Genomic DNA, 26564 nt, shown 5'->3' on the forward strand with positions numbered 1-26564 from the left:
ACATGTCTCAACAAGTTTTACGTGCACGTGCAGAACAACAGTTTTCTCATGAGTTGGATGCATTAAAGGCACATGACAATTTAGTGAAACCACCACAATGGCAACTTTCACCGAAAGCTGTCGTGGACTATTTATTGGGGACCACTTTGGCTGATGGCACTGTGATTTCACCTAAATATATTGGTAATCGCCGTTTAATGGAAATCGCAGTCGCAACTTTGGCAACTGACCGGGCATTATTATTATTAGGAGTGCCGGGCACCGCAAAATCTTGGGTGTCAGAACATTTGGCAACTGCTATTTCGGGGAATAGCGCTTTATTGATTCAAGGTACAGCCGGAACTAGCGAAGATACTTTACGTTACAGCTGGAACTATGCCCAGCTTTTATCTAAAGGCCCAAGTGAAGATGCTTTAGTCAAAAGCCCGATGTTGCGTGCGATGCAAGAAGGTAAGATCGCCCGTGTGGAGGAACTCACTCGTATTCCTGCAGATGTTCAAGATACTTTGATCACTTTGCTTTCTGAGAAAAATTTACCTGTGCCTGAGTTGGGTATTGAGTATCAAGCGGTACAAGGTTTTAGTGTAATTGCTACCGCGAATAACCGTGATAAGGGAGTAAATGAACTTTCTTCTGCATTAAAACGTCGTTTTAATACCGTAATTTTACCGCCGCCTGCCACAATCGCAGAAGAAGTCGAGATCGTACAAAAGCGTGTTCAGTCATTAGGTAAAAGTTTACAACTTCCTGAGATTCAGCCTTTAGACGCTCAAATTCAAAAACTAGTTACAATTTTTAGAGAATTACGTCATGGGCAAACTTTGGATGGAAAGCAAAAGCTAAAAACCACTACGGGTACATTATCAACAGCTGAAGCTATTTCTGTGATGAGTCATGGTTGGGTAATGGCCGGACATTTTGGTTCAGGCAATTTGACTGACCATGAATTAGCAGCAGGTCTACAAGGTGCTGTATTAAAAGATCCTGTCCAAGATGTTGTGCCTTGGAAAGAATATCTTGAAACCGTGATTAAACAACGTGAGGGTTGGCAAGACCTGTATCGTGCTTGTCGTGACTTAGAATAAAACCAAATAATGAAGACCTGATCTTAATCTTCTTCTTGGAAAGGAGAAGATTTGATCGGAATAAAGGATAAAAAATGCTGCATATTCTCGGTATTCGTCATCATGGACCTGGTTCCGCACGTAGTGTGTGTAATGCTTTGGCTTCGATTCAACCTGATTGTATTTTGATTGAAGGACCCCCTGATGCCAATATAATCATAGCCCAATTGCAACATGCTGATTTTAAGCCACCTGTGGCATTGTTGTTGAATACTCCTGTACAAAAAGAAGTGCGCTCACAGGCGGTATTCTATCCTTTTGCTGAGTTTTCACCTGAGTGGCAAGCTCTGCAATATGCGCTGCGTACGCAAGTCGCGGTAGAGTTTATGGATTTACCTTTGCAACATCGTTTTGCGCTGGAAAAACAATGGGCAGAGCAACGGTTACAGCAAGAGCAAGTTTTAGCAGATGAGCAAGAGGTTGAGCTGAATCAGCAAGATGATATTGAGCCAGAACACAATCTGGAACAGCATTATCTTTCTATTCGCCGAGATCCAATTCAATTATTGGCTGAACAGGCAGGTTATCAAGATAGTGAGCGTTTTTGGGAGCATCTAGTCGAACAGCAACCACATGCTGGACAAATGTTTACTGCTATTAGCGATGCGATGGCAGCTTTACGTGATCATTTGCTAAGTCAACAACCTGAAAACTACACCAGCGAAGATCAATTACTTGAGCAATATCGCGAAGCTTATATGCGCAAAGTGATCAAGCAAGCAGAAAAGCAAGGCTATCAAAATATTGTGGTGATTTGTGGGGCATGGCATGCACCTATATTGGCGGATCTAAAAGCCCAAAATAAAGCTGATACTGCTTTGCTCAAAGGCTTGCCTAAAGTGAAAGTTGATGCTGCATGGATTGCATGGACACACGGGCGTTTGAGTAGAGACAGTGGTTATGGTGCAGGTGTGAATGCTGTTGGTTGGTATACACATTTATGGAAACATTATCAGCATGCACTAGATACAGATGTCGATGGTGAGAAAATTACAATTGATTGGTTAAGTCAATTTGCTCATGCTTTACGGCAGGCTGGTCACGATGCTTCTAGTGCTCAGATTATAGATGCAGTACAACTAATTCAGGCATTATTGCAATTACGGGGGCGTCGTATTCCTGATCTCGAAGATTTATTTGAGGTTATCCGTTCGGTATTGAATCATGGCTTAGATCTTCCACAACCTGTTTTAGATAAATTGCTTGAAGATGAACAATTAGGGCAAGTACCTGATGAATTGATTGAGTTGCCAATTCAAAAAGACTTTTTGCAGCAAGTGAAGCATTTTCGCTTAAAACTCGAAGCACCACATCGTGACATTACTCTTGATTTACGTGAAGCATTCGACTTGGCAAAAAGCCAATTTTTACATTGTGTGAAATTACTCGGTCTTGCTTGGGCAGAATTAACAGGTACAGGTGCAAAGCAAGGGAATTTTAAAGAAATTTGGCAGTTGTCTTGGCAGCCTGAAAGTAGCTTGTATCTAAATGAAATGTCATTGTGGGGCAATAGTATTCAGCTTGCTACACAAAGTTATCTAGAAAATCAGATCAAGCAATGTGAAGATGTGGCACAAATCGCTCAACTGATTGAAAATATTTTGCTTTCGGGATTGGATCAAAGTTTAAATCTTGCTTTAGATAAGTTAAATGAGCTCACTACTCAGCATCAAGATCCAAGTATTATTTTAGCTACCTTAAAGCCGCTAATTACGGCAATTCGTTATGGTAGTGTGCGTCAGTTTTCAATGCAACATTTGCATCAGTTGGTAGAACATTTAGCGATTCGATTGATGTTGAGTTTGCCAAATTATTGTGTACAACTGAATGCTGAAATGGCACAGCAGTTTGCCCAACAACTACAAGCTTTATATGAACTTTTAGAACAATTACAAAAAGATGAATTGCAACAACTCTGGCAAGATACCTTGCAACAACTATTGTACCTTGAACAGATGCAAGGTTATTTGCATGGTTGTTGTGTACGTTTAGCGCGAGAACAACAGTTGATTGATGTTGAGCAGACACAAGGGTTCCTGTCTCGAGCTTTATCAATCGGGCAGACGGCAGACTACAGTGCAGCTTGGTTTGAAGGTTTTCTCACGCATCAAGCCTTATTATTGATTCATGAGCAAAGTCTTTGGGATGCTGTGAGTCAATGGGTTAATCAATTACAAGAGCAGCAATTTATTGAATTATTACCAATTTTGGCCAGAACTGCTTCAAGTTTTAGCCCTGCTGAAGCACAGCAATTAATTCAGAAAGTGACGCAAAAATCGACCACAGTTAAACAAGAGGTCGGTGCTTTAGATATTGCACGTGCTCAAATGGTATTAGATGAAATTTACGCGTATTTACAACCTGTTACCGTCGAGGGTTAAGTGATGGATATGAATGAAGAGCTGATCACTTTAGAACAACCAGCCCTTGCCGAACAAGAACGACGTTGGCGCTTAATTTTAGGGCAAGTCCCCAATTCGACTACACATTTACCCAATTGGTCGGTACAAGATAGCAAGATGCAAGAATGCTTGAATGAACTTTATCAGGAGGAACAGCCTAATCGCCGTGGTGGCTTAGGACATTCTAGTCCTCGCGTAGCGCAATGGTTAGGCGATATTCGACAGTATTTCCCATCTTCTGTAGTGAAAGTCATCCAAAAAGATGCTTTAGAGCGTTTGAATTTACAACAAATGTTGTTAGAACCTGAATTGTTGGCGAGTGTGGAAGTCGATATTCATTTGGTTTCCACCTTGATTTCACTCAATCATTTAATGCCTGAAAAAACCAAAGAAACCGCGCGTATTGTGGTACGTCAGTTAGTAGAGCAGCTTGAAAACCGTCTAAAACAACCATTGCAACAAGCGATTCGGGGTAGTATTAATCGTTCAGCGCATACACGCCGTCCTAAACGTATGCAAGATATTAACTGGAAACGCACCATTCAAGCCAATTTGAAGCATTGGCAAGAAGAATTTAAAACGATTATTCCACATGAATTACATGGACATCCACGCCAACAAACGGCTTTAAAAGACATTGTACTATGTGTCGATCAAAGTGGTTCGATGGCTCCCTCTGTGATTTATTCCAGTGTTTTTGCGGCAGTCATGGCAAGTATTCGTGCGGTCACTACGCAAATGGTTGTATTTGATACCGAGTTAGCGGATTTAACGCCGTTACTTGAAGACCCTGTCGATGTGCTCTTTGGGACGCAATTGGGTGGAGGAACTGATATTGCCAAAGCGATTAAATATTGTCGTAGTAAAATTACCCGTCCAGAAGATACAATTTTTATCCTCATCAGTGATTTGTGTGAAGGCGGAGATGCTAAGCAAATGCTAAAACAAGTTGCTGAAATGCTGGATAGTGGGGTGCAAGTAATTACGCTATTGGCATTGTCTGATGATGGTGCGCCTTGGTACGATACTCAGCATGCACAGATCTTTGCTGATATGGGGATTCCAACGTTTGCCTGTACACCTGATCAATTTCCCGAACTAATGGCAACTGCAATTGAGAAGCGAGATATTCATGCATGGTATGCAAGTCAACAAAATCTGACATAATAGATGTTAAAGATTTTGTTATGGCATGCAAATCGAAACGTTTGAGTGGATTGAGGATATTTCTTTGCTGAAAATTATTTTGATTGTAGTGGTAATTTTAAGTTTAGCTTTACTATTATTTCTATTGTATCAAAGTCAAAAAATGCTGCGTCATGTGCAGAAACAACAGGCTTTGGAAAATAAACAAAATGGTCGAGAACGTCAACTACATCCTAAATTACAGCAGTTTAAAAAACCTCAGGATTAACTGAGGTTTTTTGTTGGAATTGTTTTTGTAGCACCAAATTCGAAACGGTCGGGCCAGTTGCAAACATCTGCAACCACACATTCGGCACATTTAGGTTTACGGGCGATACAACAATAACGGCCGTGTAATATGAGCCAGTGATGTGAATCTAAAATAAATTCTTTAGGAATGACCTTAATTAAGCGGTGCTCAACTTCAAGTACATTTTTACCTACGGCTAAGCCAGTTCGATTTCCCACTCGGAAAATATGTGTATCGACGGCCATAGTCGGTTGTCCAAAAGCTGTATTTAAAACAACATTTGCGGTTTTACGTCCGACGCCTGGTAAAGCTTCCAAGTCTTTTCTGTTGCTTGGAACTTCACCGTTAAATTGCTCCATTAAAATCTTACAGGTTTTAATGACATTTTCGGCTTTGGCGTTGTAAAGACCAATTGTTTTAATATATTCCTTTAACCCATCTACACCCAATTTGTAGATTTTCTCGGCTGTGTTCGCCACAGGGTAAAGTTTATCAGTTGCCTTATTCACACTTACGTCGGTGGCTTGAGCTGACAACATAACAGCAATGAGTAACTCAAAAGAAGATGAATATTTTAACTCGGTTTGAGGTGACGGCCGTTGTTCGCGAAGGCGTTCAAAGAAAATTTGAATCTGCTTTTTCGTCATATTTTTGACAGCCATTCAGACCTCCTGTAGTTGCATGAGTTGCTGTTGTAATTCTTCGAGTTGAAGACGCTTTTTAGCATCTTCACGCACACCTAGCTGTTTTTCCAGTTTCTTAATTTGGGTACGGATTTTGGCTAACTCAATTGTAGTTTTTGCATCAGTTAACACAGCTTCTTTAGGTTTCTCTGTGAGCTCAATTGACGGTAGTTCATCAAGTACCTGAGAGAACTGAGCAAACAGTTGAGTGTCAATTTCAGCACGTACCACAGGACCTTTACGGTGACTGCGACGCTTTTCTTCACGTTGAATATGTGAGTAGTAGCGTTGCCTTAAATCATTTTGTTCTGCGGCACGCTGTTGTTCATTGGGTAAGGCTTGTGTGTCCTCAACCAGATCAATGCAATCTACTGGACAAGGTGGAATACATAACTCACAACCCGTACATAAGTCGGTCAAGATGGTATGCATGAGCTTACCACTGCCAATGATAGCATCTACAGGACAAGCACTAATACATTTGGTGCAGCCAATACATTCATCTTCACGAATAATCGCTTTCATTCGCTGTGGGCGACCATCTGTTTGTACAGGCCATACGCTACTTTCAGCGGTTAATGGAGAGCGATTGAGTAGATTTGCCAATGCATCAGCAACAGGTTGTCCACCTGGAACACATTTATTTGCTTCTTCACCTTCAGCAATCGACTTTGCGTAGGGTAGACATCCATCACGATGTCCACATAGACCACATTGTGTTTGTGGTAATAACGCATCAATCTCGCGTATGAGAGAAATAGATGAATTCATAGTGGGCAAATAGCTTGGTTAAAACGATGCGATAATGAAGAAAAACCTAAGTAAGGTCAATGGATTTTAACGAATTTATCGGGTTTTTAATTGACCTAAAATGTAGCTAATATTGCACAATAATAGATCAATAGAAGTGAAGAGTTAAATTACTATTTCTTATCTTTGAGTAGTTTTTCTAAAAATAAGTTTTTGATAATTAAGATGAATAAAATAATTTAAAATAACTATTGTTAAAATTGATGGAAAGGGATTTAATATTTTGCTGCTAAATGATGCATTTAATAATGTATTGCACCAATTTAATTCATGACTATGCTGAGGACCTTGCATTGAAATACAACAATCTAAATGAATTCCTGAATTACGTGCAAGCGCGTGATCCGCATCAACCTGAATTTTTGCAAGCTGTTGAAGAAGTCATGACGAGTTTGTGGCCATTTATTGAAAAAAATCCAGAGTATGCAGAGCAGGGATTGTTAGAACGCCTTGTTGAACCAGAGCGTGTGATTCAATTTCGTGTTTCATGGATGAATGATCAAGGTCAGACTCAAGTTAACCGAGCTTTCCGTGTTCAATACAATTCAGCAATTGGTCCATTCAAAGGCGGAATGCGTTTCCATCCATCGGTCAATCTATCAATTTTAAAATTTTTAGGTTTTGAGCAGACTTTTAAAAATTCACTTACAACCTTACCAATGGGTGGGGGCAAAGGTGGTTCAGATTTCGATCCTAAAGGTAAATCTGATGCTGAAATTATGAGATTCTGTCAGGCATTAATGATTGAGCTGTACCGTCATTTGGGTCCGAATACTGATATTCCTGCGGGAGATATTGGCGTGGGCGCGCGTGAAGTCGGTTACATGGCAGGCATGATGAAAAAGCTGAGTAACGACACTGCTTGTGTTTTTACCGGTAAGGGAATTTCATTTGGTGGTAGCTTAATGCGTCCTGAAGCTACTGGTTATGGTACGGTTTATTTTGCAGAAGAAATGCTAAAAGCGCGTGGGCAGTCTTTCGTTGGCAAAACAGTCTCTGTTTCTGGTTCGGGTAATGTTGCGCAATACGCGGCAGAGAAGACCATGTTCTTAGGAGCAAAAGTTGTTACTTTATCTGACTCTAACGGAACTGTTTATGTAAAAAATGGTTTTACAGATGAATTACTTGATGAAGTGATGAATCTTAAAAACGTTAAGCGTGGCCGCATTTCCGAGTTTGCTTCTAAACATGGTTTTGAGTATTTTGAAGGGAAAACCCCTTGGCATATTCCTGTAGACATTGCTTTGCCATGTGCGACGCAAAATGAATTAACAGGTGATGATGCTAAAACGTTGATCGCAAATGGTGTAATGTGCGTGGCTGAAGGCGCTAATATGCCATCTACACTTGAGGCAGTTGAACACTTTATCAAAGCCAAAATTTTGTATGCGCCAGGAAAAGCATCTAATGCAGGTGGTGTCGCAACGTCTGGTTTAGAAATGTCTCAAAATGCAATTCGTTTAAGCTGGACCCATGCCGAGGTCGATGAGCGTCTACATGCAATTATGAAAGACATTCATGCCAATTGTGTAAGATACGGTACAAAAGAAGACGGTACTGTTAACTATGTTGATGGCGCCAATATTGCAGGCTTTGTAAAAGTAGCTGATGCAATGCTTGCTCAAGGTATTTTCTAAGAATAGAAATAAAAAAATCCGATGCCTGAGCATCGGATTTTTTTAATCTAAAAACTTATTTTTTAGGTTTTTTAACTAACTCTTGCTCTACAACCATATCTAACACATCTGCTAGGCTAGATTGGTCTGCTGCTGGATTTTTCACTTCAAAACGTTTTACACGTAAAATTACGCGTTGGTCTGGATTATGTTCGAAACCTTCAATTTGACCATAATATAATGACCAGTTTTTGTCAGCGTAAGTTTTAACACCTTTGTCATCATATTTAATTTCACGAACTTGCATACATGTTTGTGGTGCTACACCAGTACATGATTTAGTTTGTGGAGCAACTTCTAGGAAAATAGTTTTCCCTTCAGATTGATATTTTGCTTCAGGTGTCATTTTACCAGTAAAGGTATATTTTTGACCTTGCGCATCAGTTACCGTTAATGTTGGTTGATCAACATTTGTTGTATTAAGCTCAAATGGAATTGCACGCTTTTGGAAGAGGCTGCTAGAAAATTGTTCCTGTTTCATTAAAGCAGGTTCACACGCCATCATCGTTGACATTACGTCAGCCGTTACAATCGTATTGTTCTCAACTTTCCAAGTTGTTCCTTGGCGGTTACAACCTGTTGCGATAGATAAACGGTCATTGCTAAAGTTAAGAACGATTGGTTTTTTTGTATTTTCAGGCTGATAAGACCAAGAATAATCTGTTAAAGCTTGAGTATTAACTGCTTTTTGACCTTGGAAAATGTGCTTTTGACCAGTTTTATCTGTCACGCTTAAAATCACCTGACCATTATTGTTGCTAATTTCGATTGGTAATTTTGCTTCATTAAAGATGCTATTAGAAAGTTGTTCTTGTTTCATCAAGTCATCTTGGCAAGCCATTCTAGTTGAAACAAGGTTAGAAGTAATAAGTTGGTTACCTTCAACTTTCCACGTACCGCCTTGGCCATTACAACCTGTATTGATTGCTAATTTGCTATCTGTATTAAAGTTAAGGATAAGTGGTTTAGAAGCTTTTACATTTTGATATGTCCAAGCATATTCACCTAAAGTGACTGCAAGGTTTTGTTGTTGCTCAGATACAATCGGAGCTGGAGTATTTGTAACTGTTTGACACGCCATCAAAGAAAAAGGTAATAACGCAAGAATTAAATATTTAATTTTCATTTAAAAACTTCAAGTAAAAAAACAACAGCAATAAGCTTAAAACATTCTTAAAAAAAGAAAATGTAAACATTTGATTGTTTCGGTTTTTAAAATGTATAAGTTTGTAAGTTATTCTAATTTTCAACAAAAATAATGGTATACCCCGAAAAACGGGGTATTTGCTAATAATTAATCAAAACGATAGATATCCATGCCTAGTGAGCCCATTGTGAAGCTGCTGTGAACAATCGTAAAGCGATTGCCTGTGCCCATAGCAAAGAACAAAGGCGCAAAATGTTCAAGGGTAGGATGATTACGTTTGACATAAGGCAATGATTGCCATTCCAGTACACCATCATAATCTTGATGGGTAAGTTTATTAACGACAGCATTTCTAAAAGTTGAAGCCCATTCAGGAACTTTAGAGTTGTCTCCTTGCCAAGATAACTCTGCAAGATTATGGGTAATGCTGCCTGAACCAATGAGTAAAACTTGTTTGTCACGTAAAGGTGCGAGAGTTTGTCCTATACGATAAATTTCTTGTGCACTTAAATTGGTTGGCAAAGAAATTTCGACTACAGGAATATCGGCGTCAGGGTACATATGCAATAGAGGCATCCATACACCATGGTCACGAGGACGGGTGCTATTGGCATGAGCAACAAAATGAGCATCTGCCAGTAGTTTTAAGATTTCTTCGGCGAGCGCTGGCTGCCCAGGTGCGCTGTAGCGAATTTCATATAGCTCTTTAGGAAAGCCGCGGAAGTCATGCCATGTTTCAGGACGTGTCGCAATACAAACTTCAAGTGCTTTACTTTCCCAATGCGCAGACATCACAATGATTGCCTTTGGTGTAGGAAGATTTGTACCTAAGCGGTGTAGAGCTGGTCCTACTTGTTCCGGGTCAAGTGCAAGCATGGGTGAACCATGTGAAATAAACAGTCCGGGAAGGGTTTGTAGTTCCATTGCATTACACCTGAGTTGAAAAGCAGAATAATAGTCATTATGCCAAAATCAGGACATGATAAAAGTATCCTGATTTCAACGGATTGTTCCTAAAATGAAACGGTTGTTGTTTTTATGCACGGTGATAGGGATGATTATGATTAATAGTCATCGCTCGATATAGTTGTTCAATTAATAAAACCCGTACCAAAGGATGTGGCATTGTTAGTTTTGAGAGTGACCAATGCCATGCCGCAGCTTTGCGTACCTGATCCGATAAACCATCTGGGCCACCAATCGCAAGTACTACATCATTACCTTCAAGCATCCACTGTTTCATGGTGTCAGCTAATTTTTCTGTACTGAGTTCTCGACCACCGACTTCTAGGGCAATTAAAGTTTCATTTGGTTTTAATGCATTTAGAATACTTTCGCCTTCAATTTGGCAATACTTTAAAATATCTGCTTCTGAATCATTCTTACCACGTTTGGCCATAGGAAGTTCAATGACTTGAGTTTGCACAAAAGGCTGGATGCGTTTGAAATAATCTTCAAACCCAGTGAGAACCCAAGCAGGCATTTTTTGACCAATGGTCAGAATACGAATTTTCATGTTATCTATTCATTCAAAGCAGCTTGCGCATTATACCTGAGGAAGAGATAAGTTCGTGGTAGTAAAATAGGCATAAAAAACGCAGTCCAAAAAACGGTGTTGGACTGCGATCAAATGATCATCTGTCTGGAGTTCAGATGATCATAGAGAATAAAAACAAGGCTATCTATAAAACAACAGATAACGAAGAATACTTAATTTAATTAAATACTCTTAATACCTATTATGAGGATGGTTGGATATTTTTCAATCAAATTGTGTAACAAAAAAAAGAGAGCCGAAGCTCTCTTTTTTCACATTTCAATTAGTGACGTGCTGCTTTTGAACCTTCCACCGGTTTTACAATCGGTGTTTTAGGTAAAGGCTTTGGCATTGAGACTAATGCTAAAGGTAAGATGTCATCAATACTTTTTACAGCTTTGATTTCTAAACCTTCTTTAACATTGGCTGGAATTTCTGCCAAATCACGAACATTGTCTTGTGGAATAAATACAAGTTTGATCCCACCGCGGTGTGCTGCAAGAAGTTTTTCTTTTAAGCCACCAATACGCATTGCACGACCACCTAAACTTGTTTCACCAGTCATTGCAATATCTGGACGAATCGCAATACCTGTAAATGCTGATACAAGGGCAGTGGTTAACGCTAAACCAGCAGATGGACCATCTTTTGGTGTCGCACCTTCTGGTAAGTGAACGTGTACATCAGTTTCTTCAAAACGAGAAGCCTCAATACCTAGCTCATCGGCACGCGTACGTACTAAAGTCATTGCTGTGGTAATAGACTCTTTCATGACATCACCGAGAGAACCAGTGGTAATGAATTTACCTTTACCTTTGACAGCTGCAACTTCAATGGTAAGCAACTCACCACCTACAGATGTCCAAGCTAGACCATTTACGCGGCCTACTTGCGCTTCATCTTCTGCAATACCAAAGTCAAACTTGTGTGGACCTAAGTATTCTGGAAGATTGGCAGAGGTAATATCAAGCTGTAAGTTTTTAGACTTTTTACTTACGGCTTCTTTTACCACTTTACGCGCAATTTTAGACACTTCACGTTCTAAACTACGTACACCAGCTTCACGTGTATAGCGCTGAACAATATCACGAATCGCTTCTTCATGAATTGTTAACTCTTTTGCACGCAGACCATTGTTCTTAATCGCTTTTGGAACAAGGTAACGTTCAGCAATGTTCACTTTTTCATCTTCGGTATAACCCGGTAGACGAATAACTTCCATACGGTCAAGCAATGCTTCAGGAATATTCATACTGTTTGCAGTACAGATAAACATCACTTCAGACAGGTCAAGATCAAGATCTAAATAGTGATCGTTGAACTTACTGTTTTGTGATGGATCTAATACTTCAAGTAATGCAGAAGCTGGATCACCACGGTAGTCTTGCGCCATCTTGTCAATTTCGTCGAGTAAGAACAATGGGTTCTTCACGCCAACTTTTGTTAAAGACTGCACGATTTTACCTGGCATCGCGCCAATATAAGTACGACGGTGACCACGAATCTCTGCTTCGTCACGTACGCCACCAAGCGCCATACGAACAAATTCACGACCTGTTGCTTTTGCAACTGACTCACCAAGTGAAGTTTTACCGACACCAGGAGGGCCTACTAAACATAGAATCGGACCTTTGAGTTTTTTAACACGAGACTGAACAGCCAAGTATTCAACAATACGATCTTTAACGTCATCTAAGCCGTAGTGATCTGTATCAAGAATCTCTTGAGCTTTCGCAAGGTTAATACTCACTTTGCTCGCTTTATTCCACGGCGTATCTAAAATTACTTCTAGATAGTTACGTACAACAGCCGCTTCACTAGATGCTGGTTGCATTGCTTTAAGCTTACGGAACTCAGCTTCAGCTTTTTTACGTACGTGTTCAGGTAAATCAGCTTCAGCAAGACGTTTTTCTATTTCAGCAACGTCATCTTCAGCGCCGCCATTCATGTCAGAAAGTTCACGTTGAATGACTTTCATTTTTTCATTTAGAAAGTATTCACGTTGGTTTTTTTCCATTTGGCGTTTTACGCTGTCATGCAAAGTTTGTTCAATTTGCTGTTCTGCAGATTGATTCACCAAGTAGCTCATAAGCTCTTGCAAATGTGCTTCAAACTCATCGTGCTCTAAAAACTTCTGTTTAATTTCAATATTTAGAGGCACACGTGTTGCCACGAAGAACATAAGCTGTAGCAAGTCTTCAATTTTATTAGCAGCTGCAACCAGTTCACGTGCATTACGTAATTTTGCTTCAGCGTATTGAGCAAATAAAGTACGTAACTCTTGTAAACGAGTTTCTTGAGTAGCTTTATCTACGTTAATTGTCATTGGACTTAAGCTATGCTCAGCAGTCAAATGGCTATCTTCATCGATAATTTTTTCAAGCTTAGAGCGCTGTAACCCTTCAATCAGTACTTTGATGCAGTTTTCATCATTCTCATGATTTACAACCTGAACAATCTTAGCGACAGTTCCGTACTGATAAAGGTTATCGTGATCAATATCTTCTGTAAGCGAATCTTTTTGCGCAACTACAAATACTAAATTGTCACTGTTACGAGCCACATCAACTGCATTGATCGATTTTTCACGACCCACGAATAACGCAATTTGCATGTGTGGATAGACCACTACATCACGTAACGCTAAAAGTGGTAATACACTTGGAACCTGAGGCTCTAAGTCAGTTTTTTCATTCATAATAAGTTCAGACATGGGCACTCCTAATGAGTGACAACGAGGTTGCCATGTTTTTATAGTGATGTGTATTTTGAAAATTACAAGGGCCTTTCAATAGAAAATGTGGAAAAAATGACTAATTTAGTCAACTTTTTTTAAAAATATTATGAATCAATGAATTAATTCTTAAGAAGAATAAAATTTTGTAGCAAGGATAAGTAATTTAGCTTAATAATTATGAAATATTCATATAATAAAAAATCCGTTTGGGTGGAAAGTAATCAGTTTCTTGTGCCATTTATAAGCAATGTATTGTTAACAATAATGTAAAACTTATTCGATATTGAACACTAAGTAGGCGTGTTAATATAAATTGGTAAAGCGGTCTGTCACTTAAAAGTAACCATCCTTAGGGTGGTTACTTTTATGATTTTAGAGGCGTGAAAAGTAAAGTTTTATTTTAAGTTGTTGAATTTAAATTTTTTTATATAAAGATTATCTTTTAAAATAATAAATATGTTGAGGGGTAAGTAAAGCATCTAAGGGTTGATCCCAACTTTGACGTTTTAAAGTATGCTCAATAAATTGAAATTGATGGGCTACACCCAACCGATAAGGCTTGTGTTTTGCAGTTGCCAATGTACGGTCATAATAGCCACCTCCCATACCAATACGCGTACCGTATTGATCACACGCTAAAAGTGGCATTAACAGTAAATCAAGTTTAGATACATGTTTTCCTCTTGTTGCCATAGGTTCTTTCATACCCAATGGATGATGAGAAAAACGTCGATTTAAATATTGGTTTTTAGATATTTTTACCCAAACTAAATTTTGATTCATAGAACAAATCATAGGTAAGTAAACTTGCTTATTCTTTTTAAAACATAACTTTATGAGAAGGTCTGTATGAACCTCTCCAAAGGCATGTAAATATAAACCAATTTTTTTTGATGAATGAAAAATAGCAAGGGTATTTAGATGATGGAGAACATTAAGCTGAGCTTGTTTTTGCTCCAATGGGGTTAAAGAGCGTCTTTTAGATCTTAAATTTTTTCTAATAAAACTAAGTTCATTCATGTGTAAATCTAACAAAGATTTGAGATCAGTCGAGAAAAATTATACCTATTTTTTATAGCTTTATGAAAATAGAAGAGTAATTAGAAAATAACTTTAAATTTATTTGGTTAGTTAATTGTCATAAAGTGATGTGAGGTATCTTCTTTAGCGATAAAAACTCTATTTCTTTACGTATTACCAGTATTTATTTACATTTAATGAGATAAGAATATTTAAAAAGAGAAATGTGAAATTGTTAAGCCTATGAAGTTAAAAAATTTAACCATTACAATAAGCGCCGCATTGATGCTTGGTGGGTGCACAAAACAAACAGAACCTGAAGCGGCTGAAGTTGACTATAAAGCTCAATTTGAAGAGTCTGACCGTAAAATTGGAGAGTTTTTAGATCAATTGGATAATCCGAATACACCACAAGAGGTTAAAGTCAAAATCTTGTGCCATGACTATCCTGAGGTTTACAAGACTCAATATATGCCCGCATTAATAAAAATTTCACCAAAACCTTATACCGAAGAAAAATTGTTGTTAGATTTGAAAAGTGCAACTGACTACTACAAGGATGCCTTGGCGATTAGGTGTAACCAATAAATTAATTTATGTTTAAAATCTCAAAAAATCCGATAAGTGTGAATTGATTGGCATTATTGAGTTGTGATAAATTTCATTTTGTCTTTTATCGGTGATAGTCTAGGGGGTTCTAGATATGGAAATCTTGAAATTCTTACAGAGTTTTAATACGGTCGGTACATACTTAACAATTGCTTCAACCGTTTTAGTGGGTCTGATTATTTATTTTTACGTGATTAATCCTGCGTGATCTTTTAAAAAGAAATAGTAAGAAATTTTCTATTTCTTTTTTTTAATAATTAAATTCTGTCATTCGTTTTAAACTATAAAAATAGGGTAGGGACATGAAGTTTAGATTATTTCTTCTTGGTTTTTTGGCTTTAAGTTGTCATGCAGACGAAAACGTAAGTGATCCTGAGATTTGTAATGTAGTGAAAAAAGTTGCTCATACAGTCATGGAGGCACGTCAACAAAAAGTTCCATCTCAAGACTTGCAACACATAGCGAATGGTCTAGAAGATCCTAAAGCAAAACAACTTTATCAGGATTTAATTAATTCGGCTTACTCTGCCAAAGTATTCAAAACCAGTTTCTTTAAAAGAAAAGCAATAGAAGATTTTCAAACAGCTTGGTATGAAGAGTGTCTTAATAGAAATGAAAAATAATATGGTAGAAGTGTAGGGTAAATTAATAACGTAAGAGGATAATTTAATGTTAAAAAGGAATTTTAGACTGACAGGTCTGTATGAAAGACTAAATTAAAATAAATATTTTGAATTTTTCTTAAAGTTAAAACTAAATGCTCCGAAGATGCCGCTGCATGTGTCGTTACCCTGAACCCGATGAGTTCAAGGTGGAGGCGACGTATACTTGCTGGGTTTCCTACACGAAGGTAGGCATACACTCTAAATATACAGAACACATCCATAAGTTTAAGTATCGGCAGGGGAATAGACCCGCTGGCGAACATCCCAGAGACAGTTTAAGTATAACCGATCTGACCATGTTGGCAATCACCTAAACCTCTGGAACTGTAAACTTAGTTTGCGTTTGATGAAGCTTTGTACACTAACAAGCATAAAATATTTTTCAATTGTCCTAATAGTCTAAATAAAAAACGCCTTGCATCTATTATTCATAGAGCAAGGCATTTTTATATGGATAGTTTATTAAACAATTTGTTCAACATCATCCAAGATCGTTTGCAGTAAACGTTCACAGTGAGTGTATTCTTGCAAAGACTTATTAAGGCTCAGTACTTCTTGAGTCAGTTGTAGAGCAACCATAATGACCAGTTTATTGTGTTCAACACGTGGAGCACTACGACGCATCTCATTAAATTTTTCATTGAGAAGTTCTGCTGCACGTTCAAGTTCATCTTTTTTATCTAAAGTAGTCGCGAGTCTAAAGGTCTGCTCAATCAGCCTAAGCTCTACCATGACTTGTTCACTCATGATTGGGTCTCCTCACCAGTTTCAGCATTAGGATGGGCAAGCTGCTGAATTTCTTGAGCATGCTGATCTTGGGCAGTACCTAAAATTCCTAAACGTTGAATAATGGCTTCAACTTTTGATTTGGCAAGCTCATTTTTTTGTAACAAACGATCACGATCTTGTTGTAAATCATGAAGCTCTTGTTGAGTTTGACGCTGGTGGGCTTGTAACTTTTCTTTGGCAACACGTAATTCATTTCGTTCAGCAAGAATTTCTTGAAAACGATTTTTTAAATCAGTCGTACTTTTTTCTAATCGGCTATAACGTTCAGCAAGTGTGTTAGCATCCTGATTCAATTGTTGAAATTGACCTTTTAACTGAGATAATTGCTCAGTTACCGACTCAATTTCCTCTTGTTTTTTAGTGATAATACTATTTTTTTGCACAACTTGTGCGTGATGCTCTGTTTCAGCCATTTCATTAGCTTCTGAGAGTGCCGCATGTTCACTCTCTAAATGATGTAAGCGTGTTTTTAATACGCTAATATGCGCTTGTAGCCGCTGTAATTGTTCTAACATAACGAGGTCGCACAGAATTGCAATCAAAGGTAATATATACAAAGTATAGAGATTGGATAAACGAATGCAAGACGATATTTCAGGCTGGACAGATTGGAACGCTCATTTTGAAGGAATTGAAGAAATTTCAAGCCCTAGTGAGTTACATGGTCTGTTAACAGGTATTGTTTGTGTGACAGAAGCGCCAACGCGTGAAGAATGGTCACAAATTTTAACAACCCTTAATGTGCCAGAGTTAAGTGAAGATGCTTTAGCACTTTTAACTGATGAAGCAGAAGATGTCGTTCACGCTATATCTGATGATGAATTAGATTATTTACCAATGCTTCCTGATGATGAACATACGCTTCAAGAGCGTGTACAAGCATTATCAGATTGGTGTGCGGGTGTTGTATTAGGTTTTGGGTTGGCATCGGGTCATATTCGTGATGATGAACGTGAGTTGATTGAGAACCTTCAAGATATTGCAGCGGTCGAATTTGAAGACTCTGATAATGATGAGGAAGGTGAAAGTAGCTACGAAGAATTGTATGAATTTGTACGCTTAATACCTGTAAGCTTGTCTATTGGTAGAAAAAAAATCACTGTAGCTGACAGTTCTTTATTGAAAAACTTTCATGCAAAAATTAAATCTGCTCCTATAGACACAGAGCAAACTATTGTAGAAATGTTTACTCCACATCGCCCAAGCTAATTGAGGCGATGTGTTATTGGTTGTATTTTATTTTTTGGCTTTAAAATTCTAAATCAAGTAGATCATTATGAAATTGCCTCAAGCTGATTTTCGACATCGTAGAGACCGTCTGGCAGAAAAAATGGGTCCAAACAGTATTGCAATTATTGCAACGCGTGAGGAAATGTACCGTAATCGTGATGCGGATTATAAATTCCGTGCCGATAGTAGTTTTTTCTATTTGACTGGCTTTGATGAGCCTGAGGCAGTTGCTGTCATTGAAACCTTCGAGGACGATGACTATAGCTATAGTCTTTTTTGCCGTGAACGTAATCGCGAGATGGAAATCTGGAATGGTTACCGTGCAGGAATTGATGGTGCAATTGAAGACTATGACGCAGATGAAGCATACGCAATTGATTTGCTTGATGAAGAGATTATTGAAAAGTTATTAAATAAAGAGCGTCTTTATTATCGGATTGGGCACAATGCTGCGTTTGATGCACGGGTGAGCCAGTGGATTAAACAAGCAGATGCCGAGCACCGACATGAGAGCGCTCCCGCTCAACTGGCACAGCTCGACCGTATTGTTGATGAAATGCGTTTAGTCAAGTCACCACAAGAACTTGAGCTGATGCAAATTGCTGCAAATATTAGTGCTGAAGCGCATACGCGTGCGATGCAAATGGTACGTCCGGGCATGATGGAATATGCTCTTGAAGCTGAGCTGAATTATATATTTGGGCAAAACGGTTGTGTGCCTTCTTATAACAGTATTGTTGGTGGTGGTGCTAATGCTTGTATTTTGCACTATGTTGAAAATAATAAGCCATTAAAAGATGGTGATTTAGTCTTGATTGATGCAGCTTGTGAATATGAGTTTTATGCATCGGATATTACCCGTACTTTCCCTGTAAATGGCAAATTTAGTGCTGAACAAAAAGCCTTATATGAAGTTGTATTGGCTTCTCAATATGCAGCCATTGACGCAGTTCGTATTGGCAATTCTTATCGTGAACCTCATGAAGTTGCAGTCAAAATTTTAACTGAAGGCTTAGTTAATTTAGGTTTGCTCAAAGGTGATGTTAACGAACTCATCAAAACCGAAGCATACCGTCAGTTTTATATGCATGGCACAGGTCATTGGTTAGGTATGGATGTACATGATGTTGGATCTTACAAAAAAGGTGAAGACTGGCGTCAATATGAAGAGGGTATGGTTGTTACAGTTGAACCTGGTTTATACATTGCGCCAGATGATGAAACTGTAGATGAAAAATGGCGTGGTATCGGTATTCGTATTGAAGATGATGTGGTGGCAACGTCGAAAGGGCCACGAGTTTTAACTGCCAATGTAGTTAAAGATATTGCAGATATTGAACATTTAATGGCGCAAGCTAAAGCATAATTAAACGTATTCGCCAAAGGAGCAAAACTCGATGCAACAACAAGTGATTATTGTAGGTGGGGGAATGGTGGGTTTGAGCCTTTCACTCATGCTCGCGAAGGCCAATATTGCGGTAAAGCTATTAGAAGCTGTGAAATACCCAAACTATGATGATCAAAATGTTGCCCCTTACCATTCGAGTTTTGATGCACGTAATACGGCTTTATCACGTCGTAGTGTGCAAATTTATCAAAAGCTAGGGTTGTGGGATGCATTACAGCAACATGCTACTCCAATTTTACAAGTCCACATTACTGAGCAAGGCAGTTTTGGTAAAGCACGTTTAATCGCAGAACAAGAAAAAGTCGAAAGTTTTGGACAAGTGATTGAGAATGCTTGGCTTGGTCGTGTGCTGTTAACTCAAGTGCGTCAGCAACCTTTGATTGAGCTAATTGATAGCGTACAAGTTACAGCTTTAACTCAAGATGCTGAACAAGTACATATTGAAGCTCAGCGTGGTGATGAAATCTTAAAGCTTGAGTCAAAATTATTAATTGCGGCTGATGGACGTGATTCTTTTTGTCGTCAGGCAATTGGCGTCGGTGTGGATGTCCATGATTATGATCAGGTTGCAATTGTCACCACGGTTCAGACATCGAAACCGCATGAGCATGTTGGTTTTGAGCGTTTCAGTGCATTAGGGCCTTTAGCTTTATTGCCTTTACCGGGTGAATATCGCCGTTCGGTTGTATGGCCTGTAAAAAAAGGCACCGAAAATGAATGGCTGGGTGATGAAAATGACCAACACTTCTTAAGTGCCTTGCAACAAACCTATGGTGACCGAGCGGGTAAGTTTGAAAAAACGGGTAAACGTTTTAGCTATCCACTTTCACAAGTGCTTGCACATAAACAAGCTGTTGGCCGCGTTATTTTAATGGGTAATGCAGCGCATACAATTCATCCTGTTGCAGGACAAGGTTTTAATTTATGCCTACGTGATGCAGATGTTTTGGTGCGTTATTTAGTGAACCAGTTAACCACTTCTGATGATTTGGGTAATCCTGATAATTTACTTGCCTATGAAAAAGCTCGTTTATCAGATCAGCAGCGAGTAATTAAGTTCTGTGACACTGTAGTCCGTGGTTTTAGTAACCAAAATCCATTATTAAAATTAATTCGTAATACGGGATTAATTGCATTTGATGTCATTCCAGGTGTAAAACCATTGGTGGCTAACTATGCAATGGGGTTAAAAGCATGAGTGAAGTGTTGGATGTCGTCATTGTTGGTGGTGGATTGGTTGGTGGTTTAACTGCTTTATTACTTGCGCAAGGTGGCGTACAACCCACAGTGCTTGATGCGGCTCCTGTACTTGATGTTGAGAAAACATTAAGTGTGATGAACCCGCGTGTTTTAGCGCTTAGCCAAGCGACCATTCATTTGCTTAAAACGGTAAATGTTTGGGATGATCTTGCGCGTCAAATGCCTTATACGGGCATGCAGGTCTGGAATCTTAATGGTTATGGTGAAATTAATTTTGGCCATGAGTCCATACAAAGACCGATGCCAGAGCAAGCGTTAGGTTCTATGGTTGAACCGAGTGTATTAAATGTTGCCATTCAACAAAAAATGTTGGAGCAATTAACAGATTACCGTACCCAAGTTCGTGTTACTCGTATTGAGCAGGGTGTTGAATGTTGGCATATTCAATTGGCAGATGGTACTACGCTTAAAACTAAACTGCTTATTGGTGCAGATGGCGCTAATTCATTTGTACGTGAACAGGCTTTTATTGACCTCGATGTACTGGATTACAAACAAGCAGCCATTAGCTGTGCCATTAAAACTGCAAAACCCCATCATTATGTTGCCCGTCAAATTTTCTTACCTACAGGACCTTTGGCATATTTACCAATGGCAAGTCTTGAAGAAGCTGAAAATGGATATTGGCAATCAATTGTCTGGACACTACCAGATGATTATGCCGATGAATATTCAGCTTTAAACGATACTGCGTTTATGCAGCTTTTAACTCAAGAAAGCCAACACATGTTGGGTGAGGTGTTAGAGGTTCGTTCCAGAGCACAATTCCCGCTGAAAGCTCGAGCTGCAAAACAATACGTAAAAGCAGGCTTAGCTTTGATTGGTGATGCTGCACATGTGATTCATCCGCTTGCTGGACAAGGGGTAAATATTGGCTGTCTTGATGCAGCAGTACTGTGTGACGTGTTGCTTCACGATTTAAGCCGTGGTGTATGGGCGCATGAACAAACTTTAATGCGTTATGAGCATCGCCGTAAAGGTCAGAATGATGCAATGATGCATAGCATGTCGGCAATTGGTTGGCTTGAAAGTAGTGAATTATTCCCAATAGTTTGGGCTCGTAATATGGGCCTTAAGCAAGTTGAGCAGATTCCGGTTCTAAAAGATAAATTTATGCAACAAGCAAATGGTTTAGGGGCTTTACAAAGTACCCGCTATAGGCATTAAAATATTTACTGGGCCTATACTCTACTAAGCGAATTAAATGCCAGTAGATATTTTTTGAACAATCATTTATATATCATTACCAATTTGGTCATAAAAGATACGGAATTGACCAAATTAGCTCTTTGCTAAATGCAAAGAGGTTGCTAAATTTCTGAGGTCTTGGGACCATAGCAATGATGCAATAAAATCATTCTGGGGAGTGTGAAATGTCAGATATCAATGATTATGAAGATGCAGAAGATTCTGCTGTAGATGAAGATGAAGCGAAGGCAGCAGAAAGCGGTGCAGCTGATGAAGAAGCAGGCAGTATGAGTGATACTGATCTTGCTGAGGCAGAAACGCTGACTGTCACTGCTAAACAGAAACAGCGCCAAGCGCTGGAAGATGAAATCGCTGCATTTTTAGCTCGGGGTGGGAGAATTACCGAAGTTCCTCCTGATGAACATAGCGACCATTAATCTTAAAAAAGCATCACATGAGTGGTGCTTTTTTATTTGTATGAATTTACCAAAACAGGTTTAAGGAGAGCTTTGCAGTTCTTTTAAAATCCCACATTCATCTACTGTTCGATTGGTAGAGCAGTGCTGTTTTAAATCAATTAAAGATTCTTTTAGAAGCAATAATCGTTCAATTTTTTCTGATACTTCATTTAAGTATTTATCTACTAAATTATCAATTTTCGTACATGCCTGTTTAGGCTGAGTTTTCATTTCTTTTAACGTTTTAATATCACTGAGTGAAATATCTAATTCACGGCAATGCTTAATAAACAATAGGTCGCCAAGTGTTTGTTCAGTATAAATACGATAATTATTTTCTGAACGTTGGATACGATCAAGTACACCTACTTTTTCGTAATAACGGATCGTATCAATGGGAACATCCGCTTTTTTTGATAATTGGCCAATAGAAAGACTCATAAGGCTTGACTCTGGAGCTACTCAAGGGTTTTTAATGACTATAAAAGAGTTTTAGAGGAAATAAAATGGCTGGATGTGGTTGTGCTTCAACATGTTCTCCTTCAAAGAAAGTGAGTCCACGGTTTAGAAAAGCGTTATGGATTGCACTTATCGTTAATGCATTGATGTTTGTGGTAGAAATTTTGGGTGGTTACAAAGCCCAATCAGTTTCACTATGGGCAGATGCATTAGATTTTGCCGGAGATGCAGCAAACTATGCGTTATCGTTAGTTGTCCTTTCGATGAGCTTATATTGGCGTGCAACAGCGGCATTAATGAAAGGAATAACGATGACAGCTTTTGGCGTTTTTGTCATTGGAAAAGTGGTGTGGTCATATTTTCATGGTGTTCCACCTGAACCTATGGTCATGGGCGCAATTGGCGTGATGGCTTTAATTGCGAATGTTTCAGTCGCTCTGATGCTTTATGCGTTTCGTGATGGAGATGCCAATATGCGTTCTGTTTGGTTGTGCAGCAGAAATGATTCTATTGCCAATGTTGCTGTAATTTTAGCGGCGGTTGGGGTATTTGGAACAGGCAGCGTATTTCCCGATTTATTTGTTGCCTTTGTAATTGCTTACTTAGGTGTATCTTCTGGTTATGCTGTTATAAAGCAATCACAGCAAGAAAGAAAACAGTCAAAGCTGGTGTTGGGTTCTCAAGCATAATTTTAAGCGCATAAAAGTACCATTTAAACATGGTACTTTTTGCTGTTTTAAATGAACTAGATGAGTAGTGATATTGCGATACTCCACATAACGCAACCAATAATAAAGTCTAAAATTTTCCAAGCTTTTGGATTGGTAAATAATGGTTTTAATAATCTTGCGCCATAGCCCAAACTGAAAAAGAAAATCCAAGAGGCAACAATGCTGCCCAAAGCAAAACTAACTTTGTCTTCTAGTTGGGTTGCAACTGAACCAATCAGAACGATGGTATCTAAATAGACATGTGGGTTGAGCCAAGTAAAGGCAAGACAGGTCACTAGGGCTTGGGTTAAAGTCTGTTTCTGGCTGCTATCAAGTTCCATACTCTGGGTGGTCTTAAATGCCGCATAGAATGCTTTCGCGCCGTAGACGAATAAAAACGTTGCTCCTAAATATTTAGCAACTGTAATTAAGATCGGTGATGCTGTCATGATTTCGGCAAAACCTAATACACCAAAAGCGATTAGAATCGAGTCGGACAGCGCACAGATTAAACATAGCCAAAACACATATTGCTGTTTAAGGCCTTGTTTTAAAACAAAAGCATTTTGAGCGCCAATTGCTACAATTAGACCACTACCAATACCGAAACCTTTAAAAAATATACTAAGAGAGAACATAACAGTAAGGTGAAAAATCAGATGTGGGAATTATCTGACTTTTTATTAAGAAATAAGTAAAATTAAGAATATTTAGGTTTGGCTAAGAAAAATTTAGGTTTGATATGTTAGATAGCAAACAATGTGAAGCCTTTCTTGCAGTGGCAGAAGCGGGAAGTTTTGATGCGGCAGGTGAGCATTTATATATTACTCCCTCGGCAGTATCCTTACGCGTGCAGGCTTTAGAAAAGTATTTAGGCCAAATTTTAATTATCCGTGGGCGCCCATGTGTACTCACACAAGCAGGGCAAACTTTATTACAACATTTACGTCATACACGATTAATGGAGCAAAACTTATTACAAGGTTTGATGGGTAAATCATCTGAATCAGAGTTCTACAAAATTGCTCTAGCTTCCAATGCAGATTCGTTAGCTACTTGGCTTTTACCGAGTATTCAGCAAATCCTTTTTAAAGAAAAAATAGTATTAGAACTAAAAATTGATGACCAATCGCATACACATACTTTATTAGAAACAGGACAGGTCAATGCCTGTATCTCGGCAGAAGAGCAGGTCATGTCAGGTTGTTTAGCTCAACCACTCGGAAAAATGCGTTATAAAATGTTGGCTTCGGCTGAATTTGCTGCTGATTGGTTTAAACATGGCGTAAACCGAGAAACTTTAAGAAATGCACCAGCTGTCATTTTTAACCATAAAGATCTTATGCATTCAGAGGTATTACTGAAATATTATGGGTTGCCTTTGCAGAGCTATCCTTACAGTTTTATTCCAGCTACAGATGCCTTTGTGAAAGCGATTCAATTAGGTTTGGGATATGGCATGGTACCCGAGCTTCAGGTTCAATCTTTACTAATCAATGGAACTTTAGTGGATGTTATACCCGAAGCTGAGCTCGACATCCCGTTGTATTGGCATCATTGGAAAAGGCAGTCTAAACAGTTGGATGCACTGACGGAGACTATTGTGGAGTCAGCAAAATACATATTGAGATAGAATTTAGGTACTTTTAAAAGCCATAAAGTTTGTTCTGATTTTGAAGTTATTTTTATCTTTAATACTATTATGCAAAATTTAGTCATGGTGATGACACAGACTATTTGTCATCACCATGCTTAATTAAAAAATTACGATTGTGTTAACTCTAACGCACGTTGATAAGCGATTTTCTTCTTAATTCCTGTTAAATCGGCTGCAAGTTGAGACGCTGCTTTAACAGATAAGTCTTGGAGTAAGCGCTTTAAAAGCTCGTCTAGTTTTTCTTGCTCTAGATCTGTTTTTGCAGCTGCACCACCTACAACAACTACAATTTCACCTTTTTCTTGGTTATGGTCATTTTCAATGAAGCTGACTAAATCTTTTAAGGTCATTTTTTTGATGGTTTCAAAGGTTTTAGTAATTTCACGTGCAAACCCTACAGGACGGTCTTCACCAAATACTTGAGCCATATCTTTAATAGACTCTAAGATACGATGAGGTGCTTCATAAAAAATTAAGGTCTGGGTTTCGTTTTTTAGTTTTTCTAATTGAGAAATACGTTGTGAAGCTCGAGATGGAAGGAAACCTTCAAAGCTAAAACGATCACTCGGTAAACCTACAGCACTTAAAGCAGCAATCGCAGCACACGCACCCGGCACAGGAACGACTCTAATACCATGCTCTTGAGCAGCACGAACTAATTTAAACCCTGGATCACTAATGAGCGGTGTACCTGCATCACTAATTAAAGCAACGCTATCGCCAGCAAGTAGTTTTTGAACCAACTGCTCAATTTTATTGCTTTCATTGTGGTCATGACATGCAGTAAGTTGAGTCGATATATTATAGTGTTTAAATAATTGTGCTGATTGGCGAGTATCTTCGGCAGCTACAATAGAAACTGATTTTAAAATATCAATTGCACGGAAAGTCATATCATCTAAGTGCCCGATTGGGGTGGCTACAACAAATAACTGAGCACTCATTTGGTTTTACTCCGTACAGATAAACAATTTTAATGGGGTAGTTTACCCGAAATTATGATTTGGGCGTGAACAATGTCTGCTAGCTTGAGCTTTTTGAAAATGATCTGATTTTCATTTGTTCAATTCAGATCTGATATGGCAGATGAATTTAAGAAAATAACTTACGCATAAAAACATGTAGAGCTATTTTTTAATTTGGGGGAATAAAAATGTTATTAGCTCAGCAGTTGGGGAAATGGGCAGAGCAAACTGCGTTAAACCTTTTGCAAGCACAAAACTATGTGTGGGTCACAAGTAATTACCATTCACGCCGTGGCGAAGTTGATTTAATCGTCAAAAGAGGGCAAGAGCTAGTTTTTGTTGAAGTAAAAGCACGCACTATAGGAAATTATGGACAAGCTTGTGAAATGGTAACGTGGACAAAACAGAAGAAAATTATCAAAACTGCGATGCGTTTTTTACAGCGCTATCCATCTTATCAGGATTTTTATTGTCGTTTTGATGTGATTTGTTTTGATTTTCCACAGAAAATTGCAAAAACAGTACAGCATGACTTTTCAAAATTCCATTATGATCTGCAATGGATCGAAAATGCATTTACTTTGGATTAAGAGTT

Annotated in this window: 28 protein-coding genes and 1 other RNA gene; 16 read left to right on the top strand and 13 right to left on the bottom strand. The window is 38.6% G+C overall.

Features of this window, described 5'->3' with window-relative positions; genetic code table 11:
- Window positions 1–2 precede the first annotated feature (2 nt).
- The 4 genes from ACPF64_RS09370 to ACPF64_RS09385 all read left to right on the top strand — a co-directional run bounded on the left by ACPF64_RS09370 (window position 3) and on the right by ACPF64_RS09385 (window position 4940).
- Window positions 3–1085, top strand: coding sequence for an ATP-binding protein (locus ACPF64_RS09370; protein ID WP_198078893.1), 1083 nt, complete (start codon window positions 3–5; stop codon window positions 1083–1085).
- A gap of 74 nt (window positions 1086–1159) precedes the next feature.
- Window positions 1160–3505 (top strand): DUF5682 family protein, encoded by a 2346-nt coding sequence (locus ACPF64_RS09375; protein WP_426456079.1) that lies wholly within the window; start codon window positions 1160–1162, stop codon window positions 3503–3505.
- Between the two features lie 3 nt (window positions 3506–3508).
- Entirely contained in the window at window positions 3509–4693 is a 1185-nt protein-coding gene (locus tag ACPF64_RS09380; protein ID WP_198078891.1) for a VWA domain-containing protein, read from the top strand.
- Between the two features lie 64 nt (window positions 4694–4757).
- The gene (locus ACPF64_RS09385) at window positions 4758–4940 is read left to right on the top strand and encodes a hypothetical protein (protein ID WP_198078904.1); all 183 of its coding nucleotides are present in this window, start codon (window positions 4758–4760) and stop codon (window positions 4938–4940) included.
- Here ACPF64_RS09385 and nth read toward each other — a convergent pair.
- Together nth and ACPF64_RS09395 are read right to left on the bottom strand one after the other, a co-directional pair.
- Complete coding sequence (gene nth, locus ACPF64_RS09390) at window positions 4937–5623, bottom strand: endonuclease III (RefSeq protein ID WP_426456080.1); 687 nt, start codon at window positions 5621–5623, stop codon at window positions 4937–4939. The genes ACPF64_RS09385 and nth overlap by 4 nt on opposite strands.
- Window positions 5624–6415, bottom strand: coding sequence for an RnfABCDGE type electron transport complex subunit B (locus ACPF64_RS09395; protein WP_270902929.1), 792 nt, complete (start codon window positions 6413–6415; stop codon window positions 5624–5626). It abuts the gene before it with no gap.
- 272 nt (window positions 6416–6687) lie between these two features.
- On the opposite strand from ACPF64_RS09395, the gene gdhA reads away from it, so the two are divergent.
- Complete coding sequence (gene gdhA / locus ACPF64_RS09400; protein ID WP_426456081.1) at window positions 6688–8091, top strand: NADP-specific glutamate dehydrogenase; 1404 nt, start codon at window positions 6688–6690, stop codon at window positions 8089–8091.
- 55 nt (window positions 8092–8146) lie between these two features.
- Here the strand turns inward: gdhA and ACPF64_RS09405 are convergent, their stop codons facing one another.
- From ACPF64_RS09405 to ACPF64_RS09425, 5 genes are all read right to left on the bottom strand, one after another.
- Window positions 8147–9256 (bottom strand): META domain-containing protein, encoded by a 1110-nt coding sequence (locus ACPF64_RS09405; RefSeq protein ID WP_426456082.1) that lies wholly within the window; start codon window positions 9254–9256, stop codon window positions 8147–8149.
- A 168-nt stretch (window positions 9257–9424) separates the two neighbouring features.
- The gene (locus tag ACPF64_RS09410; RefSeq protein WP_231761673.1) at window positions 9425–10201 is read right to left on the bottom strand and encodes a DODA-type extradiol aromatic ring-opening family dioxygenase; all 777 of its coding nucleotides are present in this window, start codon (window positions 10199–10201) and stop codon (window positions 9425–9427) included.
- Window positions 10202–10313: 112 nt separating this feature from the next.
- The gene (gene rlmH, locus ACPF64_RS09415; RefSeq protein ID WP_003652981.1) at window positions 10314–10793 is read right to left on the bottom strand and encodes a 23S rRNA (pseudouridine(1915)-N(3))-methyltransferase RlmH; all 480 of its coding nucleotides are present in this window, start codon (window positions 10791–10793) and stop codon (window positions 10314–10316) included.
- 304 nt (window positions 10794–11097) lie between these two features.
- Window positions 11098–13527: an endopeptidase La gene (gene lon / locus ACPF64_RS09420; protein ID WP_045434518.1), complete on the bottom strand. Its 2430-nt coding sequence runs from the start codon at window positions 13525–13527 to the stop codon at window positions 11098–11100.
- 459 nt (window positions 13528–13986) lie between these two features.
- Window positions 13987–14571 (bottom strand): 5-formyltetrahydrofolate cyclo-ligase, encoded by a 585-nt coding sequence (locus tag ACPF64_RS09425; RefSeq protein WP_426456083.1) that lies wholly within the window; start codon window positions 14569–14571, stop codon window positions 13987–13989.
- 243 nt (window positions 14572–14814) lie between these two features.
- Between ACPF64_RS09425 and ACPF64_RS09430 the strand changes: the two genes are divergently transcribed.
- The 3 genes from ACPF64_RS09430 to ACPF64_RS09440 all read left to right on the top strand — a co-directional run bounded on the left by ACPF64_RS09430 (window position 14815) and on the right by ACPF64_RS09440 (window position 15803).
- Complete coding sequence (locus ACPF64_RS09430; protein ID WP_426456085.1) at window positions 14815–15159, top strand: hypothetical protein; 345 nt, start codon at window positions 14815–14817, stop codon at window positions 15157–15159.
- Between the two features lie 115 nt (window positions 15160–15274).
- Window positions 15275–15388: a hypothetical protein gene (locus ACPF64_RS09435; RefSeq protein ID WP_002117788.1), complete on the top strand. Its 114-nt coding sequence runs from the start codon at window positions 15275–15277 to the stop codon at window positions 15386–15388.
- Between the two features lie 94 nt (window positions 15389–15482).
- Entirely contained in the window at window positions 15483–15803 is a 321-nt protein-coding gene (locus tag ACPF64_RS09440; protein WP_056478557.1) for a hypothetical protein, read from the top strand.
- A gap of 132 nt (window positions 15804–15935) precedes the next feature.
- Here the strand turns inward: ACPF64_RS09440 and ssrS are convergent.
- The 3 genes from ssrS to ACPF64_RS09455 form a co-directional block, all read right to left on the bottom strand.
- A non-coding RNA gene (ssrS, locus tag ACPF64_RS09445) (6S RNA) lies at window positions 15936–16119 on the bottom strand.
- Window positions 16120–16307: 188 nt separating this feature from the next.
- Window positions 16308–16592 (bottom strand): cell division protein ZapA, encoded by a 285-nt coding sequence (locus ACPF64_RS09450; RefSeq protein ID WP_003652859.1) that lies wholly within the window; start codon window positions 16590–16592, stop codon window positions 16308–16310.
- Window positions 16589–17149: a hypothetical protein gene (locus ACPF64_RS09455; RefSeq protein WP_151745092.1), complete on the bottom strand. Its 561-nt coding sequence runs from the start codon at window positions 17147–17149 to the stop codon at window positions 16589–16591. The genes ACPF64_RS09450 and ACPF64_RS09455 overlap by 4 nt, the downstream gene beginning before the upstream one ends.
- 64 nt (window positions 17150–17213) lie before the next feature.
- Between ACPF64_RS09455 and ACPF64_RS09460 the strand changes: the two genes are divergently transcribed.
- The 5 genes from ACPF64_RS09460 to ACPF64_RS09480 all read left to right on the top strand — a co-directional run bounded on the left by ACPF64_RS09460 (window position 17214) and on the right by ACPF64_RS09480 (window position 22157).
- Window positions 17214–17843: a UPF0149 family protein gene (locus ACPF64_RS09460; protein WP_270902922.1), complete on the top strand. Its 630-nt coding sequence runs from the start codon at window positions 17214–17216 to the stop codon at window positions 17841–17843.
- 67 nt (window positions 17844–17910) lie between these two features.
- Entirely contained in the window at window positions 17911–19230 is a 1320-nt protein-coding gene (gene pepP / locus ACPF64_RS09465) for a Xaa-Pro aminopeptidase (protein WP_426456086.1), read from the top strand.
- Window positions 19231–19261: 31 nt separating this feature from the next.
- On the top strand, window positions 19262–20470 hold the full coding sequence (gene ubiH / locus ACPF64_RS09470; protein WP_426456087.1) for a 2-octaprenyl-6-methoxyphenyl hydroxylase: 1209 nt from the start codon (window positions 19262–19264) through the stop codon (window positions 20468–20470).
- Window positions 20467–21699, top strand: coding sequence for an FAD-dependent monooxygenase (locus ACPF64_RS09475; protein WP_426456088.1), 1233 nt, complete (start codon window positions 20467–20469; stop codon window positions 21697–21699). Before ubiH ends, ACPF64_RS09475 begins: the two co-directional genes overlap by 4 nt.
- Window positions 21700–21905: 206 nt before the next feature.
- Window positions 21906–22157: a hypothetical protein gene (locus ACPF64_RS09480; protein ID WP_003652849.1), complete on the top strand. Its 252-nt coding sequence runs from the start codon at window positions 21906–21908 to the stop codon at window positions 22155–22157.
- 60 nt (window positions 22158–22217) lie between these two features.
- Here the strand turns inward: ACPF64_RS09480 and ACPF64_RS09485 are convergent, their stop codons facing one another.
- Window positions 22218–22619, bottom strand: coding sequence for a MerR family transcriptional regulator (locus ACPF64_RS09485; protein ID WP_005048318.1), 402 nt, complete (start codon window positions 22617–22619; stop codon window positions 22218–22220).
- Between the two features lie 65 nt (window positions 22620–22684).
- On the opposite strand from ACPF64_RS09485, the gene ACPF64_RS09490 reads away from it, so the two are divergent.
- The gene (locus ACPF64_RS09490; RefSeq protein WP_080026515.1) at window positions 22685–23326 is read left to right on the top strand and encodes a cation transporter; all 642 of its coding nucleotides are present in this window, start codon (window positions 22685–22687) and stop codon (window positions 23324–23326) included.
- Between the two features lie 56 nt (window positions 23327–23382).
- Here the strand turns inward: ACPF64_RS09490 and ACPF64_RS09495 are convergent, their stop codons facing one another.
- Window positions 23383–23985 carry a LysE/ArgO family amino acid transporter gene (locus tag ACPF64_RS09495; RefSeq protein ID WP_426456089.1) on the bottom strand — a complete coding sequence of 201 codons (603 nt, stop codon included), beginning with the start codon at window positions 23983–23985 and terminating at the stop codon, window positions 23383–23385.
- 104 nt (window positions 23986–24089) lie between these two features.
- Here ACPF64_RS09495 and ACPF64_RS09500 point away from each other — a divergent pair, with 104 nt between their 5' ends.
- Complete coding sequence (locus tag ACPF64_RS09500; protein WP_426456090.1) at window positions 24090–24980, top strand: LysR family transcriptional regulator ArgP; 891 nt, start codon at window positions 24090–24092, stop codon at window positions 24978–24980.
- A gap of 131 nt (window positions 24981–25111) precedes the next feature.
- On the opposite strand, the gene rsmI is transcribed toward ACPF64_RS09500, so the two are convergent.
- Window positions 25112–25948, bottom strand: a complete 837-nt coding sequence (gene rsmI, locus ACPF64_RS09505) for a 16S rRNA (cytidine(1402)-2'-O)-methyltransferase (RefSeq protein WP_003652836.1) — start codon at window positions 25946–25948, stop codon at window positions 25112–25114.
- A gap of 209 nt (window positions 25949–26157) precedes the next feature.
- On the opposite strand from rsmI, the gene ACPF64_RS09510 reads away from it, so the two are divergent.
- On the top strand, window positions 26158–26559 hold the full coding sequence (locus ACPF64_RS09510) for a YraN family protein (protein WP_003652834.1): 402 nt from the start codon (window positions 26158–26160) through the stop codon (window positions 26557–26559).
- The last annotated feature ends 5 nt before the right edge of the window (window positions 26560–26564 follow it).

This window comes from Acinetobacter sp. KB005 (assembly GCF_049949095.1).
In the GTDB taxonomy this organism is placed as follows: Bacteria; Pseudomonadota; Gammaproteobacteria; order Pseudomonadales; family Moraxellaceae; genus Acinetobacter; species Acinetobacter calcoaceticus.